General features: G+C 63.6%; 14 protein-coding genes. 10 read left to right on the top strand and 4 right to left on the bottom strand.

Annotated features, from left to right (window positions below):
- Nucleotides 1-7 precede the first annotated feature (7 nt).
- Together CIW50_RS10510 and CIW50_RS10505 are read left to right on the top strand one after the other, a co-directional pair.
- The gene (locus CIW50_RS10510; protein WP_149531157.1) at nt 8-1,093 is read left to right on the top strand and encodes a malate/lactate/ureidoglycolate dehydrogenase; all 1,086 of its coding nucleotides are present in this window, start codon (nt 8-10) and stop codon (nt 1,091-1,093) included.
- A 64-nt stretch (nt 1,094-1,157) separates the two neighbouring features.
- Nucleotides 1,158-1,934, top strand: a complete 777-nt coding sequence (locus CIW50_RS10505; RefSeq protein ID WP_149531156.1) for an HpcH/HpaI aldolase family protein — start codon at nt 1,158-1,160, stop codon at nt 1,932-1,934.
- Nucleotides 1,935-2,138: 204 nt separating this feature from the next.
- On the opposite strand, the gene CIW50_RS10500 is transcribed toward CIW50_RS10505, so the two are convergent.
- The 4 genes from CIW50_RS10500 to CIW50_RS10485 all read right to left on the bottom strand — a co-directional run bounded on the left by CIW50_RS10500 (nt 2,139) and on the right by CIW50_RS10485 (nt 5,277).
- Entirely contained in the window at nt 2,139-2,669 is a 531-nt protein-coding gene (locus tag CIW50_RS10500; protein ID WP_172980287.1) for a MarR family winged helix-turn-helix transcriptional regulator, read from the bottom strand.
- 67 nt (nt 2,670-2,736) lie between these two features.
- A complete protein-coding gene (locus CIW50_RS10495; protein WP_149531154.1) occupies nt 2,737-3,486 on the bottom strand; it encodes an ABC transporter permease in 750 nt (249 codons plus the stop codon).
- Nucleotide 3,487: 1 nt separating this feature from the next.
- Entirely contained in the window at nt 3,488-4,309 is an 822-nt protein-coding gene (locus CIW50_RS10490) for an ABC transporter ATP-binding protein (RefSeq protein WP_149531153.1), read from the bottom strand.
- Nucleotides 4,309-5,277, bottom strand: a complete 969-nt coding sequence (locus tag CIW50_RS10485) for an ABC transporter substrate-binding protein (protein ID WP_149531152.1) — start codon at nt 5,275-5,277, stop codon at nt 4,309-4,311. Before CIW50_RS10485 ends, CIW50_RS10490 begins: the two co-directional genes overlap by 1 nt.
- Nucleotides 5,278-5,574: 297 nt before the next feature.
- On the opposite strand from CIW50_RS10485, the gene CIW50_RS10480 reads away from it, so the two are divergent.
- The 8 genes from CIW50_RS10480 to CIW50_RS10445 all read left to right on the top strand — a co-directional run bounded on the left by CIW50_RS10480 (nt 5,575) and on the right by CIW50_RS10445 (nt 19,152).
- Nucleotides 5,575-6,735, top strand: a complete 1,161-nt coding sequence (locus tag CIW50_RS10480) for an FAD-dependent oxidoreductase (protein ID WP_149531151.1) — start codon at nt 5,575-5,577, stop codon at nt 6,733-6,735.
- Nucleotides 6,714-7,664 carry a polysaccharide deacetylase family protein gene (locus tag CIW50_RS10475; protein ID WP_502707437.1) on the top strand — a complete coding sequence of 317 codons (951 nt, stop codon included), beginning with the start codon at nt 6,714-6,716 and terminating at the stop codon, nt 7,662-7,664. Before CIW50_RS10480 ends, CIW50_RS10475 begins: the two co-directional genes overlap by 22 nt.
- A gap of 175 nt (nt 7,665-7,839) precedes the next feature.
- Entirely contained in the window at nt 7,840-8,838 is a 999-nt protein-coding gene (locus CIW50_RS10470) for a Bug family tripartite tricarboxylate transporter substrate binding protein (protein ID WP_172980286.1), read from the top strand.
- Nucleotides 8,839-9,610: 772 nt separating this feature from the next.
- Nucleotides 9,611-11,134 (top strand): UxaA family hydrolase, encoded by a 1,524-nt coding sequence (locus CIW50_RS10465; protein WP_149531149.1) that lies wholly within the window; start codon nt 9,611-9,613, stop codon nt 11,132-11,134.
- 102 nt (nt 11,135-11,236) lie between these two features.
- The gene (locus CIW50_RS10460) at nt 11,237-14,542 is read left to right on the top strand and encodes a transglutaminase family protein (protein ID WP_149531148.1); all 3,306 of its coding nucleotides are present in this window, start codon (nt 11,237-11,239) and stop codon (nt 14,540-14,542) included.
- 31 nt (nt 14,543-14,573) lie between these two features.
- The gene (locus tag CIW50_RS10455) at nt 14,574-17,081 is read left to right on the top strand and encodes a circularly permuted type 2 ATP-grasp protein (protein WP_149531147.1); all 2,508 of its coding nucleotides are present in this window, start codon (nt 14,574-14,576) and stop codon (nt 17,079-17,081) included.
- Nucleotides 17,078-17,956, top strand: a complete 879-nt coding sequence (locus tag CIW50_RS10450; protein WP_149531146.1) for a transglutaminase family protein — start codon at nt 17,078-17,080, stop codon at nt 17,954-17,956. The genes CIW50_RS10455 and CIW50_RS10450 overlap by 4 nt, the downstream gene beginning before the upstream one ends.
- On the top strand, nt 17,953-19,152 hold the full coding sequence (locus CIW50_RS10445) for a BaiN/RdsA family NAD(P)/FAD-dependent oxidoreductase (protein ID WP_149531145.1): 1,200 nt from the start codon (nt 17,953-17,955) through the stop codon (nt 19,150-19,152). Before CIW50_RS10450 ends, CIW50_RS10445 begins: the two co-directional genes overlap by 4 nt.
- Nucleotides 19,153-19,239: the final 87 nt, after the last annotated feature.

Raw genomic sequence — 19,239 nt, 5'->3', positions numbered from 1 at the left:
TCCCGCCATGGTTACAGTTCAAGTCAACAAGCTCATCGATTTCGTCGCCGACGTTTTCAGCCATGCGGACTCTTCCCCGGAAGAGGCGAAGCGCATCGCGACCTATCTGACGACGGCGAATCTCACCGGCCATGACAGTCACGGCGTCATCCGCGTGCCGGTCTACATCCGCTGGCGCAATAACGGGATGATCACCCCGAACCAGACCATCGAAATTCCTGTCGACACGCCATCGCTCGCCGTGGTCGATGGCCGCTTCGGCTATGGCCAGACCGTCGGTCCGCAGGCCGTGAAGCTCGGCATCGAGAAGTGCAAGGCGGCCGGTCTCTCGGCCATCGCCACAAAGAACTCCGGTCACATCGGCCGGGTCGGCGACTGGGCTGAAATGGCCGCGGCTGAAGGGCTGGTCTCGATCCATTTCGTCACAGCGGCTGGCTCCGTGCTGGTCGCGCCTTACGGAGGCGTCGAGCGTCGTCTGTCCACCGCGCCCTATTGCGTCGGCATTCCGCGCCCCGGCCAGATGCCGGTGGTGCTCGATTTCGCGACCTCGGTCGTTGCCGAAGGCAAGGTGCTGGTCGCCTCGCGCGGCGGCAAGAAGCTGCCGAAGGGCGCGCTGATCGCGCCCGATGGCACGCTGAGCGAAGACCCGGCATTGTTGTACGGCCCGCATGAGATGCAAGGTCCGCGCGATCATTCGCAGGGCACCGGCGCGATCCGTGCCTTCGGCGATCACAAGGGCTCGGGCCTCGCATTGATCTGCGAATTGCTCGGCGGCGCGCTCACCGGCAACGGTGCCACCAAGTATGATCGGCCATTCGCCAATGGCATGTTCTCGATCTATATCGATCCGAAGGTGATCGACCCCGCTAACTTCTTCGATGGTGAAGTCGCGCGCTATGTCGATTTCTTCAAGAGCGCCAAGCCGGCTGCCGGCGTCGATGCGGTTCTGATCCCCGGCGACAACGAAGCGAAGACCCGAGCCGAGCGCACCGCCAATGGCGTGCCATTGCCGGACGAAACCTGGGCCGCCATCGTGCAGACCGCGCGCGACGTCGGCGTCAGCGAAGACGCAGTGAAGAAGGCGACCTCATAATTTTTCGAACTCAACTCTGCTGCACTCAAGTCATCACCACCAACCAAAAGAAGGACCATCGACGATGGCAAACAAGGTCAAGGAAATCTGGAAGTCCGGCAAAGCTGTCGTCAACGGCTGGTTGGCAATCCCGTCGGGCTTCTCCGCCGAAGTGATGGCGCAGTGTGGCTTCGACAGTGTCACCGTGGATATCCAGCACGGCGTGCAGGACTACATGTCGATGGTGGAGTGTTTCCAGGCGATGGGTGCCCATCCGGTGACGCCGATGGTGCGTGTGCCATGGAACGAGCCAGGCATCATCGGCAAGGTGCTCGATGGCGGCGCCTATGGCGTGATCTGTCCGATGGTCAACACCAGGGAAGAAGCCGAGAACTTCGTTCAGTATTGCAAGTATCCGCCGCGCGGTACCCGCAGCAACGGCCCGATCCGCTCGGGCATGTATGGCGGCGCAGGCGACTACCAGAAGACGGCGAATGACGAGATCATCTGCCTGCCGATGCTGGAGACCAAGACCGCAGTCGACAACATGGAAGCCATCCTCGATGTTGAAGGCATCGATGGTGTCTATGTCGGGCCCTCCGATCTCGGCTTCTCCTACGGACTGGTGCCGAAGCTCGATCGCGAAGAGCCGGAGATCATGAAGATCTACGACAAGCTCATCAAGGAATGCGACAAGCGCGGCCTCCACCCCGGCATCCACTGCTCGGGTCCCGCCGGTGCTGCCAAGAACATCGGCATGGGCTTCAAGCTAGTGACGCTGCTCAACGACAGCGGCATTCTCGCCACCGGCGCGAAGAACTGGGTCAACGACACCCGCAAGGGCTCGGGCGGCAAGGCGTAAGCAGCCACAATCTCGTCGTTCCGGGGAGCGCGCAATGCGCGCGAACCTCAGCCACTCCAATTGGAGTGGCTGGGAACTTCGCAATGAGAGCCACCTCTCTCCGCACGTGACGTGAGAGGTGATGAACACGTCAAGATTCCGGGCCCGGTCCCGCCGCCTTCGGCGTCGGTCCCGTCCCGGAATGACGGTGTTAAAGATTGGCGGTCATTGCTCGGATGATCGGGCGTCCGTTTTCGCCTCGCTCTGTCGGCTGTCGATCGCGTCGGCAAATCGCGAGAGGTCACGGACCAGTTGTTGCTGCCCCTCCGGGCCGAGCGGCGCCAGCAACTCCCGCTGCACGTCGAATACCCGCGGGATCGCCTCATTGATGATGGTCTCGCCCGCCGACGTAAGCTGGACGCGCAGCGTGCGGCGATCATTCGGCTCCGGCAGCCGTGCCAGGTAGTTCTGCGCTTCCAGCTTGTTGAGCCGGCTGGTCAGGCCGGCGCCTGACAGCAGCAGCGATTGGGCGATCTGCTTCGGCGACAGGCTGTAGGGCGCGCCGGCGCGGCGCAGCGCCGTCAGCACGTCATAGGTGCCGCGCGTCAGTTCGAAGGGCGCGAGCGCCTCGTCGATGAGGGCCGTGCATTGCATCTGAATCCGGCCGATCAGGCCGTAGATGTGCACCGGACTGGGGTCGATATCCGGCCGCTCCGTCTGCCACTGCGAGAAAATGGCATCGACCTGTTCGCGCATCGCCGCGCGCGCACGCGTCGGACGACGCGAGGGTGGTTTCGATCCAGATGTCTCGTCAGTCATGGTGTCAGGGCGTCCAGTCGATCACACGTCGTTCGATAAACTCGATGCCGTGAAACAGCGCAATACTCAACACGGTGAGCAGCGCGATGGCTGCGAAAGCGAGCGGCGTCTGCGACTGCGCGGTGGAAGTCAGGATCAGATAGCCGAGCCCGTCCTGCGCGGCGACGAATTCGCTGATCACAGCGCCGATCACGGCGAAGGTCACCGCCACCTTGCAGCCGGTGAAGAAGTGCGGCAGCGCCACGGGAACGCGCAGCCGGCGGAACACCATATGCGGCGAGGCACCGAGCGAGCGCATCAGGTCGAGCATGGTCTTTGGCGCAGCCTCGAAGCCGGCGACCATATTGACGAGGATCGGGAAGAAGCAGACCAGCACCACGACCAGGATCTTCGGCCATTCCGAGAGGCCGAACCACAGGATGATGAGCGGCGCCACAGCGACCTTCGGCACCGACTGCAGGCCGAGCAGGATCGGATAGATGATCCGGCGCGCCAGCGGATTGAGGCTGATGATGATCGCCAGCGGCAGCGACAGCGCGATCGCCAGCACGAAGCCGAGCACGGTCTCGCGCAGTGTTACCAGCGTGTTCGATGCCAGCTCCGGCGCCCACTTTACGGCGGATGTGTAGATCTCGGAGGGTGCCGGCAGGATCCAGGTCGGAATCTTCAGGGCGTCGCAGATGATTTCCCAGCCGATCAATAGGGCCACATAGATCAGCGGCGTGGCGGCGCGGTCGATGAAGCGTGAGATCATGTCAGCCACCCGTCCGGTTGAAGATGATGTCGCGGATCTGGTTCTTGATCTCCTGGAAGCGCGGCAGCTTCACGGTGTCGGCATCGCGCGGACGCGGCAGATCGATGGTGATGTCGGCACGGATGGTGCCGGGGCGTTCCGACATGATCAGAACGCGGTCACCGAGCAGGATCGCTTCCTCGATGTCATGGGTGATGAGCAGCGCGGCGCGGCCCAGCTCCTGCCAGAGGCGCGAGAGTTCCAGCGACAATTCCTCGCGGGTGAGCGCGTCGAGCGCGCCAAAGGGTTCGTCGAGGAGTAGCAGGCGCGGATCGGAGATCATGGCACGGCAGAAGGCAGCGCGCTGCTTCATGCCGCCGGACAGTGCCTGCGGTCGCTGATGGGCGAAATCCTTCAGGCCGGTGAGTTCGAGCAGCTTCAGCGCACGCTCGCGCGCGGCGGCTTTCGGCAGCGCCAGCACGTCAGCGGGAAGCAACACGTTGTCGAGCACGCTGGTCCATGGAAACAGTACGTGCTCCTGAAACACGATGCCCACTTCATGCGACGGACCGTCGAGCGGCGTACCATAGCGTTGCATGGTGCCGGTGTCGGGCATTTCCAGCCCGGCAACGAGGCGCAGCAGCGTGGACTTACCGCAGCCGGATGGGCCGACCACCGAGACGAAACTGCCGGGATCGATGCGCAGATCGACCGGACCGAGCGCATGGGTCGCCTTGCCGCCTTTGCCGGGATAGGTCTTGGTGACGCCCTTGAGGTCGATCGCAGGAACCACCGCCGCGGCAGTCCGCGACGACGCATCATTGGATGTGGAGATTGCCGTCATCAGTCGATGAAGCCCGGCGCGAACAGGTCTTCCGGCTTCACGGGATTCTTCAGCGTGAAGTTGGCCGACATCACATCGACGGTGCTGGCAATGCTCTTCGGGTCGATATGGCCGAGTGATCCCTTTACTTCTGCGAGCTCCTTGACCAGCCTGGTCTCGCCTTCGATCACCGTCGGCTGCAGTTCCTTCTGATACTTCGCCATGATGGTGGCGGCTTCCGCCGGATTGGCGAAGGCGTCCTTCATGCCCTTGATGGTGGCGCGGACGAAGGCCTTCACCTGATCCGGGCTCTTTGCGATCATCTCCTCAGAGGCGATCAGGCCGTTGCCGTAATAATCGAGATTGGAGTCGGCGTAGTTGATACGGATGACTTCCTTCGGCGCCACGGCTGCTGCAATCAGCGGCTCGCCGACCGAGAACTGGCAGATCGCATCCGCGCGGCCATTGGCGAGCAGCGACGGCAGCGCTGAGCCTTCGGCGACCACCCACTTCACCTTGCTGGCGTCGATGCCGGCGGCCTTGGCGAAAGCCGGGAACAGCAGGCGCACCGAGCTTGATGCGGTGTCGGCGACGGTCTTGCCTTCGAGATCCTTCGGCGAATTGATGCCGCTGCCCTTGATGGCGAAGATCGCCTGCGGCGGTTTCGCATAAACCACCGAGACCAGCTTAACCGGCACGCCGTCATTGCCGCGCGCCAGCACCAGCGAGCCGGCATCGGCGAAGCCGAAGGTGGCGACGCCGGCAGCCACCTTCTTGATGGCGTCGGCCGAGCCCTGGCCGCGCACGAAGTTCACGTCGAAACCCTCGGCCTTGTAGTAGCCCTTCTCGCGGGCGACGTAGAAATAAGCGTGGCGGCCGTTAAAGCCGAAATCGGTGATGAAATTGATCTCGGCAGCCTGCGCGATGGAGACGCCGGCCGTAGCCAGGGTCGCGAGCAGGGCGGCGGTGAGGCGAGCGCGGAATTTCATGGTCTGACCTTCAGTGGCAGGTGAGGAGGAGGCCGGCTTTCGGGCGCAAGCAATGCACCCAAATTCGTTCGCAATCGAATAAATGCTAAAGGCGGCTTTGAGGAAGATCAACCGCGGCGCTGCCCAAAAACTCATCGAGATAAGTGAAATTCCGCGTAAAATCCGCGCATTTCGCTTGTTTCTGAGGCGGCTCATGCCGTTGCTTGACAGTCGCGACTGACCCGTTCTAAGCGAAATCATTAGCTATCGAACGATATGGCGCTCGGACGTTGGGGTGCCGCTGGAATGAGGTGAGAGATGGATCGCGGAACACGGATCGCCGTTCTCGGCGCGGGTCTCGCCGGATTGACGGTGGCGGGGCTGCTGCAGCGCGCCGGCTTCCCGGTCGCGGTCTATGAGCAGTCGCCGAGTTTTTCGCGCATCGGCGCCGGCATCATTCTTGGCGCCAACGTTTCGAAGGTGCTGCGCCGGCTCGATCTCGAAGACGCCTTCGCCGCCACCGGCATTCGCCCCGATGCGTTTCTTAGCCGCGCATGGGAGTCGGGCGAGCAGCTCTACAAGCTCGATTTCGACGCGGAATGCGAAGCGCGTTTCGGCGGCCCTTTTGTCAATATCCACCGCGCCGATCTGCATCAGTTGCTGCAGCGACCGCTCGCGCCCGGGACCATCCGTTTCGGTCACAAGCTCACCGGCATCGAGGAGCGCGGCGACGCGCTCACTTTGCGCTTCGCGAACGGCGCAAGCGCGGAAGCCGATATCGCCATCGGCGCTGACGGCATCCGCTCCATCACCCGCGAACTCATTCTTGGCGTGGAAGAGCCGCGCTTCATCGGGCGTTCTGCACCGCGCGCGGTGTTTCCGGCGAGCCGCATCAAGGGGGACCCTATCGACGACTGTACCAAGTGGTGGGCGCCCGATCGGCATACGCTCGCTTACTACATGACGCCCGACCGCCAGGAGGTCTATGTCATGGCGGCGCTGCCGATGGCGCGCTGGGACGGCGATGGTTCACCGGTGAAGGGCGACCGCGACGAATTCATTGCCGCGTTCGACGATGCGCATCCCGATCTCAGGCGCGCGGCGGAGGCGGCGGAAGATGTCACCGTGTGGCCGATCTTCGACCGGCCGCGCAACGACACCTGGCACAAGGGCCGCGTGGTGCTGATGGGCGATGCCTGTCACGCGGTGCGTCCGTTCATGGCGGCTGGCGGCTCGGCGGCCATCGAGGACGCCGCGGTCCTCGGCCGCTGCATCGCGGAGTTCGACGATCCCGCCACGGCTTTCGCGCGTTACACGATGATCCGCATTCCGCGTGTCGCCGACATCCAGCAGATTTCCATCGCCAATTCGTGGATGCATGGTCCGACCGAGACCGACTGGTTTTTCGGTTACGATCCCTGCACCGTCCCCCTCGACCGCGCCATTCCGGAGGCCCTATGTCCGAATTTGCAGCGATGAAGCCCGGCGACGTCCGCCCCGATGCGATGGTCACGCGCGATCTCGTCGGCTATGGCGCCACATCACCCGATCCGCGCTGGCCGAACGGCGCGAAGATCGCGGTCAGCATCAGCCTGAATATCGAAGGCGGCGGTGAGTCCACACTGGTGAATGGCGATGCAGTCTCCGAAGGCATGCTGAATGACATCGGCGTGCCGACGAAAGAGGGCGTTCGCGTTCCTCTGGTGGAGTCCGTGTTCGAATATGGCAGCCGTCGCGGCGCCTGGCGCGTGCTCGATGTGCTCGATCGCTTCAAGGTGCCTGTCAGTATTCTCGGCGTCGCGCGGGCCATGGAGCAGAATCCGGAACTGGCGAAAGCCTGCGTTGCGCGCGGCCACGAGATGGTCAGCCACGGCTATCGCTGGATTGATTATTGCGATGTGGATGAAGCGACCGAGCGCGCGCATATCCGCAAGGCGATCGAGATATTCACCGAGCTGACCGGTAGCCGCCCGCTTGGTTGGATGACCGGCCGTCCCGGTCCGAATACGCGGCGCCTGCTCGCGGAAGAGGGCGGCTTTCTCTACGACCGCGACTCGCTCGCCGACGAGCTGCCCTATTGGGTGAAGACCGAACACGGTCCGTTTCTCGTCGTGCCGTATTCCTATGAAGCCAACGACAACCGCTTCAATGAGAATTCAGGCTTCGCGACCGGCGAGCAGTTCTTCACTTACATGCGCGATGCGTTCGATGTTCTCTACGCGGAAGGCGTCGCCGGTGCGCCGAAACTGCTGTCCATCGGTCTGCATGACCGTTTGATCGGCCGTCCTGGCCGTGTTGGCGGGCTCATCAGGATGCTCGAACACATGAGCGCGCATGATGGCGTATGGTTCTGCCGCGGCATCGATATCGCGCAGCATTGGCGAACGCATTTTCCGCCGACGCCATGATGCGCTGCTGACGGCCGGGCAATATTCCGACTGAAGGCATGCACGCCAGAGGCGGCGTTGTCGCACGTGTTCTCGAATGCCTGAGCGTGTCACTGCTGCTTTGCCTTCGCAGGCCAAGCCGGTCATACTCGACGCACCTGTCCGGAGAGACAGGATCAGCATCGGGAGGACGATCGTGCGAAACAACCTGCACCTGCTCAACCGTCGTCAATTCGTCACTGCGAGTGCAGGCGCAGCTGCATTGTTCAGCGCGCCATCGCTCGTCCGCGCGAACACCTGGCCGACCAAGCCGATCAAGATCCTTGCCGGCTCCGCAGCCGGCGGCCAGACCGATCAGTTCGCGCGCGTCTACGGCGAATATCTGTCGCGTGAACTCGGGCAGACCGTGGTGGTCGAGAACAAGGCGGGTGCCGGCGGCGCCGTTGCGGCGATGGAGCTGAAGCGCTCCGATCCCGACGGCCACACGCTGATGGTCTGCAACACCACCGCCTATATGCTCAATCCCGTCCTCATCAAGGACATCAAATACAGTGTCCCGCAGGACTTCGCCTGGGTGGCGGTGATGCCGGGCGGAAGCCTGTCGCTGATGGTGAGCGAAAAGATCGGCGCGAAGACGCTGAAGGACTTCATCGACTATGCGCGCAAGACCGAGAAGGTGAATGTCGGTACATATGCTGCCGGCTCCTTCGCGCATATGGTCATCGTCGAGCTCAACAAGCAGTATGGGCTGAAGATGGAGGCCGTGCATTATCGCGGCGAGGCGCCGATGTGGCAGGATCTCGCCGGCGGCTCCATCGATGCCGGCTTCGGCAGCTACGCCGCGGCGCTGCCGGTGCTGCAGACCGGGAAGGCCCGCGCCGTCGCGGTGTCGCGCCGCCGCATCGAAGCGCTTCCCGACGTCGCGACATTCGTCGAACAGGGCGCAACGTCGCGCGCGCATAGCCTTTTGACTTTTCAGGGATGTGTGGCTCCGGCGAAGACGCCGCCCGAGATCATCGCAAAACTGTCCGCGCTGTTCGTTGGCGCCGGAAAGAGCGACCGCGTGCGTGAATTCCTCAAGAGCCAGGGTATCGATGAGGGCCCGATGACGCTGGAAGCCAGCAACGCGCTCTACAGGGACGAGGCGCCGGTCTGGGCGGAGCTTGCGGCGGCGCTGGGGCCGCAGCCGCAGTAATTATGCGTCATTCCGGGGCGTGCGCGAAGGCGCGCCCGCGCCCCCAGGCAAACCAATTGGTTTGCCTGGGAATGACAGCTTGGGGCGCCAGAACATTTTTTCCTATCCGCCGTTGACAATATCCCTTCTTTGATTATATTCCCCTCCGTCCTGCCCCACCGAGAGGGGCGATCGCGATCGTCACGTTCGCGGGGTGGGATGCGGTGGACGCCGGAGATGCGGCGTCACGGGAGATGTGGGTGACGGCTGTCTTCGGGCAGGCCGGATCGTCTGTGGTCAGGATACCACTGGGACAGACGGCACGGTTTGTCTTTGGGTGGCAAGACCCTGCAGATCACGCGACGGACGACTTCATCCGAGGCGTTCGGTTCTTGGCTGCGCTAATCCGACCTCATCGCAATGGGGTCTAATAATGGTGGGTCTGAGGATTCATCTGGAAAGCCGGGCACCCCGTCAAACACCGCGTGCGGAACGCTGGGCACTTCCTTGCCCTGCGCCTCCGAAAGTCCTGATGCATTCACTATTGCGGAAGACCGCATGGCATCAGGCCCAAGGGTGCAACGGGCACCCGGCGTTCCGCACGCCCTCTCACAGGAGGGCGGGAATGCAAGCGACGACGGCGCCCCCGCGCCGCAAACAATGGGGGTGATGACGCATGTCTGATCGGCGTCATCAGGGGCCAAAGCAGGGCTGACGTCGCCTGCGTCTTTCAGCTAGAGTCATTCCAAACAAGAGGTCTGCCAGACCACAAAACGCGCGCGAGGAAATTCCAATGGCTCCATCTCCCGTCATTCGTCTGCATGACAACGACGCCGTATTGATCGCGCGCACCACGCTGCTGCCCGGTATCGAGGTGATGACAGGCGTCGTGACGTCGGAACGCATTCCGGCCGGTCACAAGGTCGCGATCCGGCCCATCGCCACCGGCGAGGAAATCCGCCGCTACGGCCAGATCATCGGCTTCGCCACGCAGCCGATCGCGCCGGGCCAGCATGTCCATACGCAGAACATGGGCATGGGCGATTTCGATCGCGACTACGCCTATGGCGTCGACGTCAAGCCGACGCCGAATTTTGATCTGCCCGCGAGTTTCATGGGCCTTCGGCGCAGCGACGGTCGCGTCGCCACGCGCAACTATATCGGCATCCTCACATCGGTGAATTGCAGCGCCCATGTCGCCAGCATGGTCGCCGACGTCTTCAAGAAGAATCCCTTCACCGGTCACAATCCGCTCGCCGACTATCCCAATGTGGATGGCGTCGTGGCGCTCACGCACAAGACCGGCTGCGGCATGACGCAGGACGAACCGCTCACATTGTTGAGGCGGACGCTCGGTGGTTACGCGCGTCACGTGAACTTCTCGCATGTGGTGGTGCTCGGCCTCGGCTGCGAGATCAACCAGATCGGCGGCCTGATGCAGGAGCAGAAGCTCGCAGGACGCCTGCGCGAAATGCAGATCCAGGAGATCGGCGGCACGCGCAAGACCACGGAAGCCGGTGTTGCCTTCGTCAATGAAGTGCTGGCCGATGCCAACAACGTCACGCGCGAGGAAGTCTCTGCCAGCGAACTTACGGTGGCCCTGCAATGCGGCGGCTCCGACGGCTATTCGGGCATCTCGGCCAATCCGGCGCTCGGTGCGGCGAGCGATCTGCTCGTGCGCCACGGTGGCACGGTGGTGCTGTCGGAAACGCCGGAGACCTATGGCGCCGAACATCTGCTGACGCGCCGCGCGGTGTCGCGCGAGGTCGGCGAGAAGCTGGTCGGGCTGATGCGCTGGTGGGATGCCTATTGCGCGCGCGAGGGAGCCGAGATGAACGCCAATCCGAGCCCCGGCAACAAGGCAGGCGGTCTCACGACGATTCTCGAAAAATCGCTCGGCGCCATGGCCAAGGCCGGCTCGACCAATCTCGTCGACGTGCTGAACTATGCCGAGACGATCACCAAGAAGGGTTTTGTGTTCATGGACACGCCCGGCTACGACCCGGTGGCCGCAACCGGGCAGGTCGCCGGTGGCGCCAATCTCGTCTGCTTCACCACCGGCCGTGGCAGCGTGTTCGGCTGCAAGCCGGCACCGTCCATCAAGCTCGCTACCAACACGCCGATGTTCAAGCGCATGGAAGAGGACATGGACATCAATTGCGGAACCATCCTCGATGGCGACGAGACGGTCGGGGAATGCGGCCAGCGCATCTTCGAGCTGATGCTCAAGACCGCCTCCGGCGCGCCGACCAAGAGCGAAAGCTTCGATTTCGGCGGCGCGGAGTTCGCGCCCTGGGTGCTGGGCGCGACGATGTGAGGAAGTTACGCCCTCACAACGTGCACATCGTGCCCGTTGTTAGAGCTTGATCCCTGGCACCTCCGGTGTTCTGCTTAAAAAAGCTGCTGGAGTTGCGCCACTGTGTCGATCTTCGTCGCACTGAACCACGTCACCCATTACAAATATGATCGGCCGATCACGCTGGGGCCGCAGACCATCCGGCTGCGACCGGCGCCGCATGCGCGCACCCCGATCCTGAGCTATTCGCTCAAGGTCACGCCGACCAACCATTTCGTGAACTGGCAGCAGGATCCGCAGGGCAACTGGCTGGCGCGCTTCGTCTTCCCGGAACCAGCGAACGAGTTGAAGATCGAGGTCGACTTCACCGCCGAAATGACCGTGATCAATCCGTTCGACTTCTTCGTCGAGCCCTATGCCGAGACGTTTCCCTTCGCCTATACCGACGACCTGAAGATCGAACTCGCGCCTTACATGGCGACGACCGAACCGGGGCCGCGCTTCACGGCCTATATGGCTGAGATCGCGAAGGAGGCGCCGAACACCGTCAACTTCCTCGTCGATCTCAATGCGCGCCTGCGCGAGAAGGTCAACTACATCATCCGCATGGAGCCCGGCGTGCAGACTCCGGAGGAGACGCTGCTGTCCGGAGCCGGTTCATGCCGCGATAGCGCTTGGCTCCTGATCGAGACGTTGCGTCACCTCGGTCTCGCCGCGCGTTTCGTCTCCGGTTATCTGATCCAGTTGCGGCCCGACATCGATCCGATCGAAGGGCCGCCTGAGGTCGAGGCTGATTTCACGGACCTGCACGCCTGGGCCGAAGTCTATATCCCCGGCGCGGGCTGGGTCGGCTTCGACGCGACCTCCGGCATGCTGACGGGCGAGGGGCACGTCCCCGTGGCTGCGACACCGCATTTCCGTTCGGCCGCGCCGATCTCCGGCATGGCCGGCTTTGCCGAAGTCGAGTTCGCGTTCGCGATGGGCGTCAAGCGTATTCGCGAGGCGCCGCGGATCACCAAGCCGTTCTCGGATGAATCCTGGGCCAGGCTCGATGCGCTCGGCGAAAAGGTCGATGCCGATCTCAAGGCCCATGACGTGCGCCTGACCATGGGCGGCGAGCCGACATTTGTCTCGGTCGACGATATGGAATCGGCGGAGTGGAATACGGCCGCGGTCGGCCCGACCAAGCGCGGCCTCGGCGACGATCTCATTCGCCGGCTGCGGACGCGCTTCGCGCCCGGCGGCCTGATGCATTACGGGCAAGGCAAATGGTACCCTGGCGAAAGCCTGCCGCGCTGGGCGTTCGGTCTGTATTGGCGCAAGGACGGCGTGCCGATCTGGAAGAACGATGCGCTGATCGCACGGATCGAAGGTCCGCGCACCTCGGACATCAACGGCGCAGAGCGCTTTGCCGAAGGCACAGCCAAGCGCCTTGGCCTGCCGCGCGATTATATCATCCCGGCCTTTGAAGATCCCGCGCACTGGCTGCAAAAGGAAGCCGGCCTTCCGAATAATGTGGATCCCAGCGACTCCAAGCTCGCCGATCCGGAAGAACGCTCGCGCATGGCGCGGGTGTTCGATCAGGGACTGAATACGCCGAAAGGTTTCGTGCTGCCGATCCAGCGCTGGAATGCCGAAGCGCCGAAGACCGACACCCGCTGGCGGTCCGAGCGCTGGAAGCTGCGTCGCGGCAATCTGTTCCTGACGCCCGGAGATTCGCCGCTCGGGTTGCGGCTGCCGATCGCCTCGCTGCCGCATATTCCGGAAGAAGAGTATCCGTTCATCGTCGAACAGGACCCGCTTGAGCCGCGCGACGCGCTGCCGGTATTCGACGCTGTTGCATCGGCAGAAAGCCAGCCGGCTGCACAACATGTCGAGGAGCAGCAGATCCGCTCCGGCGGCGTGCGCACCGCGATGTCGATTGAAATTCGCGACGGCATTCTCTGCGCCTTCATGCCGCCGGTCGAGAAGTTTGAAGATTATCTCGAACTGGTGACGGCGCTGGAGGCGACGGCCGAAGAACTGCAGATGCAGGTGCATGTCGAAGGCTATCCGCCGCCGTTCGACCCGCGCGTCGAGGTGATCAAGGTGACGCCCGATCCCGGCGTGCTGGAGATCAACATCCACCCCGCCTCGAGCTGGCGCGAGGCCGTCGATACCACGACATTTCTCTATGAAGAGGCCGCGAAGACGCGGCTTGGCGCCAACAAGTTCCTGCTCGACGGTCGCCACACCGGCACCGGTGGAGGCAATCACGTTGTGGTTGGCGGCAGTTCGCCAGCGGATTCACCATTCCTGCGCCGGCCGGATCTCCTGAAGAGTCTCGTGCTGTATTGGCAGCGGCATCCCTCGCTGTCCTATCTGTTCTCCGGCATGTTCATCGGTCCGACCAGTCAGGCACCGCGCATCGACGAGGCGCGGCATGACGGTCTCTATGAATTGGAGATCGCGCTGGCACAGGTGCCCAGTCCTTCGGACCAAAAGTCCGGCGTGAAGGCGCCGCTGTGGCTGGTGGATCGGCTGTTCCGGCACATCCTCGTCGATATCACCGGCAATACCCATCGCGCGGAGATCTGCATCGACAAACTCTATTCGCCAGATGGCACCACGGGTCGCCTGGGTCTCGTCGAATTCCGTGCGCTCGAAATGCCGCCCGATCCGCGCATGTCGCTGGCGCAGCAGTTGCTGATCCGCGCGCTGATCGCCCGGATGTGGCGCGAGCCGCAGGACGGCAAGTTCGTGCGCTGGGGCACCACGCTGCATGATCGCTTCATGCTGCCGCATTTCATCTGGGAAGATTTCCAGGACGTGCTCAACGAGCTCGGCCAGTCCGGCTACGAATTCTCCAGGGAATGGTTCGAGGCGCAGCTCGAATTCCGCTTCCCGGTGTTCGGCCATGTCACCTATGGCGGCGTGACATTGGAAGTCCGGCAGGCGCTGGAGCCGTGGCATGTGCTGGGCGAAGAGGGCTCGGCCGGCGGCACTGTCCGCTATGTCGATTCCTCGGTGGAGCGGCTGCAGTTGAAGGCCAACGGCTTCACGCCGGGCCGGCACGTCATCACCTGCAACGGCAGGGCGCTGCCGATGACCGACACGGGCCGGGCCGGCGAGGTCGTCGCGGGCGTCCGCTTCAAGGCCTGGCAGCCGGCGTCGGGCCTGCATCCGACGATTCCGGTTCATGCGCCGCTGGTGTTCGACATTTATGACAGCTGGAACAGGCGGTCGCTCGGCGGTTGCGTCTATCATGTGGCGCATCCGGGCGGGCGCAATTACGACACCAAACCGGTCAATGCCTACGAGGCGGAGGCGCGGCGGCTGGCCCGTTTCGAGGAGATCGGCCATACACCGGGCGAAATCGCCCCGCCGCGGGAAGAACGCACACTTGAATTCCCATTGACCCTCGACTTGCGAACGCCTCTCCTGCATTGAGAATGCTGGACGTTTAGGCTGGAGAGTCGGAATGACGGGACAGGCCGGTCAGGGGAAGAAGCCCCGTCCGGGTCATCGTAAAGTCGCGCAATGGACGCGCGACTACGAACGGCTGCCCGGGATTTCCGACGAATTCATCGCCCAGGACGGCACTCCTCGCGAGGTCTGGACGCGGTTTTTCGAGGCCTTCGGCGCCCTGGCGCCCGCGGATGTTGAACGCCGCTTTGGCTCGGCCGACCGCCATCTGCGCGAGGCTGGCGTGACCTACCGTGCGCCGGGCGAAATCGCCGACCGGATCTGGCCGCTCAGCCACGTGCCGCTGCTGATCGACGAATCCGAATGGCAGCAGATTTCCGCGGCGGTGACGCAGCGCGCCGAATTGCTGGAGAAGATCCTCGGCGACCTCTATGGCGATGCCCGCCTCGTTGCGTCCGGCGCGATCCCGGCGGCGGCGATCGCCGGCAGTTCGGAATATCTGAGGGCGATGCGCGGTGTGAAACCGCCCGGCGGCCACTATCTCAACGTCTATGCAGCCGATCTCGGCCGCGGCCCCGATGGCCGCTGGTGGGTGCTCGGCGATCGCACGCAAGCGCCGTCCGGCATGGGCTATGCGCTGGAAAACCGATTGGTGCTGTCGCGCGCCTTCACCGATCTCTACAAGTCGATGAATGTGGAGCGCGTCGCGCCGTTCTTCGAAGCTTTCCGCGACAGTTTGCGCGCCTCCGCCGATCGTGACGAACCGCGGGTTGGCCTGCTGTCGCCAGGGCCGTTCAGCGAGACCTATTTCGAACACGCGACACTGGCGCGCTATCTCGGCTTCCTGCTGGTGGAAGGCGATGACCTCGCCGTATCCGGTGATCGCGTGCACATCCGCACCGTCGCCGGCCTGAAGCGGCTGGATGTGCTGCTGCGCCGCGTGGATGCCAATTCGCTCGATCCGCTGGAGCTCGATGCCTCGTCACAGCTCGGCGTGCCCGGGCTGATCGATGTGGTCAGAAAGAACGGCGTTGTCGTGGCCAACATGCCGGGCTCCGGCGTCATGGAAGCGCGCGCGCTTTTGGGTTTTCTGCCGAGCCTCAGCCAGAAGCTGCTTGGTGAGCCACTCAAGATGCCGCATATCGCCACCTGGTGGTGCGGCCAGAAATCGGCGCGCGAGGAAGTGCTGGCGCGGCTAGATGACTTCGCCATCGAAGGCGCCTATGGCGGATCGGTGCCGGGCTTCCCCGGCCACACGCCGGTGCTGCCGGCGCAGCTCTCGCCGGGTGAACGCGAGCGCCTGAAAGCGGCGATTACCAATCGCGGCGTCGATTATGTCGGGCAGGAGCTGGTGCAGCTCTCGACCACGCCGGTCTGGGACAATGGTCGTCTCGCGCCGCGTCCCTTCGTGCTGCGCGTCTTCGCCGCGGCGACGCCGGATGGCTGGACCATCATGCCGGGCGGCTTCTGCCGGATCGCCGATCAGCCCGATGCGCGCGCGGTGTCGATGGGCGCCGGCGCCCGTGCCGCGGATGTCTGGGTGGTGGCCGACAAGGCCGTTCCTGCGTCGACGCTGCTGCCGGCTGTCGACAATGTGCGTATCCGCCGCATTGCCGGCTGGGTGCCGAGCCGGGCTGCCGACAATCTGTTCTGGCTCGGGCGCTATCTCGAACGCGCCGAGTCCACGCTGCGCCTGATCCGTGCGCTCAGCGTGCCGCAGCGCGATCCCGGCAAGGGGGGCGCCACCGCGCAGCATTCGATCGAGCGCATCCACCGTATGCTGATGACCTGGGGGGCGACCTCGCTCACCTCGCGCTCGCAGCCTGCGAAGATCGCGGCTCAGGCATTGCAGGGCGAGGATAAATTCGGTTCGGCACTGTCGCTGGTGCGCTCGGCGCAACGTACGGCGACCTCATTGCGCGAACGGCTGTCGCCGGATGCGTGGCAGGTCATCACCGAAATGGCCGAGCGGCTTGCGTACGAAGTCGAAGATGACGATGACGTGGTCAGCGCCGCAGAACTGACCCTGCAGGAGCTGGCGAGCTTCGCCGGTCTCGCGCAGGAAAACATGAATCGTGCTGCCGGCTGGCGTTTCCTCGAAATGGGGCGCCGCGCCGAACGCGCCATCAACACCACGCGCTTCGCGCGGCAGTTCGCGTCGGACGACGCGACGAGTGACGATCTCGATATCCTGCTGACGCTGGTGGATTGCCAGATCACCTATCGGTCGCGCTACCTGGTCGGTCCGCTATTGGCGCCGGTGCGTGATCTGGTAGTCCTCGATCCTTATAATCCGCGCTCGGTGGCATTCCAGGTCTCGGCACTCAACGATCACATCGCCAGCCTGCCGACGCTGAAGGAAAACGGCCTGATGGAACGGCCACAGCGGCTGGCGGTAGCGCTGCGCTCGTCGCTCGTCACCGGCGAGGCGTCCGAGATTCATGCCAAGTCGTTGTTCGCGCTGGAGCAGGATCTGCTCACACTCGCGGATTCGATCGGCCTGCATTACTTTCCCCATGGCAGCAGCGCATCGCGCCCTGAAAAGCTCACGGGGCTGGCGTGATCTACGAAATCCGCCATGTCACGACCTACAGCTATGAGAGCCTGGTGAGCTTTGCGCGTTGCTCGCTGCGGCTGCAGCCCAATAGCAGCGCCGGGCAGCAACTGGTCTCGCACAGCGTCGATATCAAACCGGTGCCGGCTGCCCGTGCCACGCGGACGGACTTCTTCGGCACGCCCACGGAAAGCGTGCTGATCGAAACCCCGCATCGGGTGCTACGGATCGACAGCCGGTCGCGCGTCTATGTCGAACGTTTTGCGCCCGGTCGCGGCGATGACAGTCCTGCCTGGGAGAGCGTCCGTGAGGCGTCGTTCGATTCCAGCGACCTCAGCGGTGCCTCGCCGATCGGCTATGTCTTCGCCAGCCCGCTGGTGCCGATCATCGATGCCGTCACGGACTATGCCGCAGTAAGCTTTACCGAAGGGCGTGGCATTCTCGCCGGCGCCGTCGACCTGATGCATCGCATCCGCACTCAATTCAAATATGATCCGAAGGCCACGGTGATCTCGACGCCATTGCAGGAGGTGCTGGATAAGCGCCACGGCGTCTGTCAGGATTTTGCGCATATCATGATCTCGGGCATGCGCGGCCTCGGCCTGCCGGCTGCCTATGTCAGCGGCTATCTGCGCACTATTCCCCCGCCGGGCAAGGCGCGTCTGCAAGGTGCGGATGCGACCCATGCCTGGGTCTCGGTCTGGTGCGGAGAGGAGCTCGGCTGGATCGGCTTCGATCCGACCAACGATATCCTGGTCGAGAACGACCATATCGTGCTGGCGATCGGTCGCGATTTCTCGGACGTGTCGCCGGTCGATGGCGTGATCGTCGGCGCGCGCAAGCAGAAGCTCGCCGTTGCCGTCGATGTGTTGCTGCTGGAATGACCATCGTTCGTCGCGCGCATAACACCAGTGATGTCATCATCCTCGGTGCCGGTGCGGCCGGCCTGATGTGCGCTGGCATTGCGGGGCAACGCGGTCGCTCGGTGATGCTGTTGGAGCAGGCGAGGTCGCCGGGCGAGAAGATCCGCATCTCCGGCGGCGGGCGCTGCAATTTCACCAACCTGCACACGACGCCGGCAAATTTCCTGTCGCAGAATCCGCAATTCTGCAAATCGGCGCTGAAAGGCTTCACCCAGCAAGACTTCATCGCGCTGGTCGAGACATATCGCATCGCCTATCACGAGAAGACGCGCGGGCAGTTGTTCTGCGATGGCTCGTCCCAGCAGATCATCGACATGCTGCTGGACGAAAACCGCCGGGGCGATGCGCAGATGCGGCTCGGCGTCGGCATTCTCGGCGTGACGAAGAACGACAGCGGCTTTGTCGTCGCCACCGATCAGGGCGAGTATCGCAGCCAGTCGCTGGTGGTTGCCACCGGCGGGCCTTCGATTCCGAAAATGGGCGCCAGTGCCTTCGGCTACAAGCTGGCGCAGCAGTTCGGATTGAAGATGATCGCGCCGCGGGCCGCACTGGTGCCCCTAACCTTCGACGTTGCGGCGCTTGCGCAGTTCAAGGATCTGGCGGGCGTTGCCGTCGATGCCGTGGTCAGTGTCGGCAAGACCAAATTCGACGAAGCGCTGCTGTTCACCCATCGTGGTCTCAGCGGACCGGCGATCCTGCAGATTTCGTCCTATTGGCGCGACGGGCTCGACGTCGTCATCGACATGGCGCCGACGCGCGATGTGTTCGCCGCCTTGAAGGAGGCACGCCGCGAACGTCCGCGGCAGGAACTGGCGACGGTGCTCGGCGATCTCCTGCCAAAGCGATTGGCGCAGATGATCGCCGACAGGATCGCCGGCCCTCCGCGGCTGGCGGACTTCTCCGACAAGCTTCTGGCCTCGGTCGCTGCAGCAGTGAAGGAATGGCGGGTCCGGCCGAACGGCACCGAGGGCTATCGCACGGCCGAAGTGACGCTCGGCGGTGTAGACACCACAGAACTGTCGTCGAAGACATTCGAGTCGCAACAGGTTCCCGGCCTCTATTTCATCGGCGAAGTCGTCGATGTCACCGGCCATCTCGGCGGCTTCAACTTCCAGTGGGCATGGTCGTCGGGCGTCGCTGCGGGGCGGCACGTTTGAGCATCACGTTGCTCCCAGGCAGTGGCGGCTAAGTTTTTTGTACCAGGGATTGATCTAGATCATGCTGGTACCTCTGCTGTCGTGCCA

Origin of the sequence: Tardiphaga sp. P9-11, assembly GCF_008329525.1 — a bacterium.
Taxonomy (GTDB): Bacteria; Pseudomonadota; Alphaproteobacteria; order Rhizobiales; family Xanthobacteraceae; genus Tardiphaga.
This window is presented reverse-complemented; position numbering and strand designations above follow the sequence as displayed.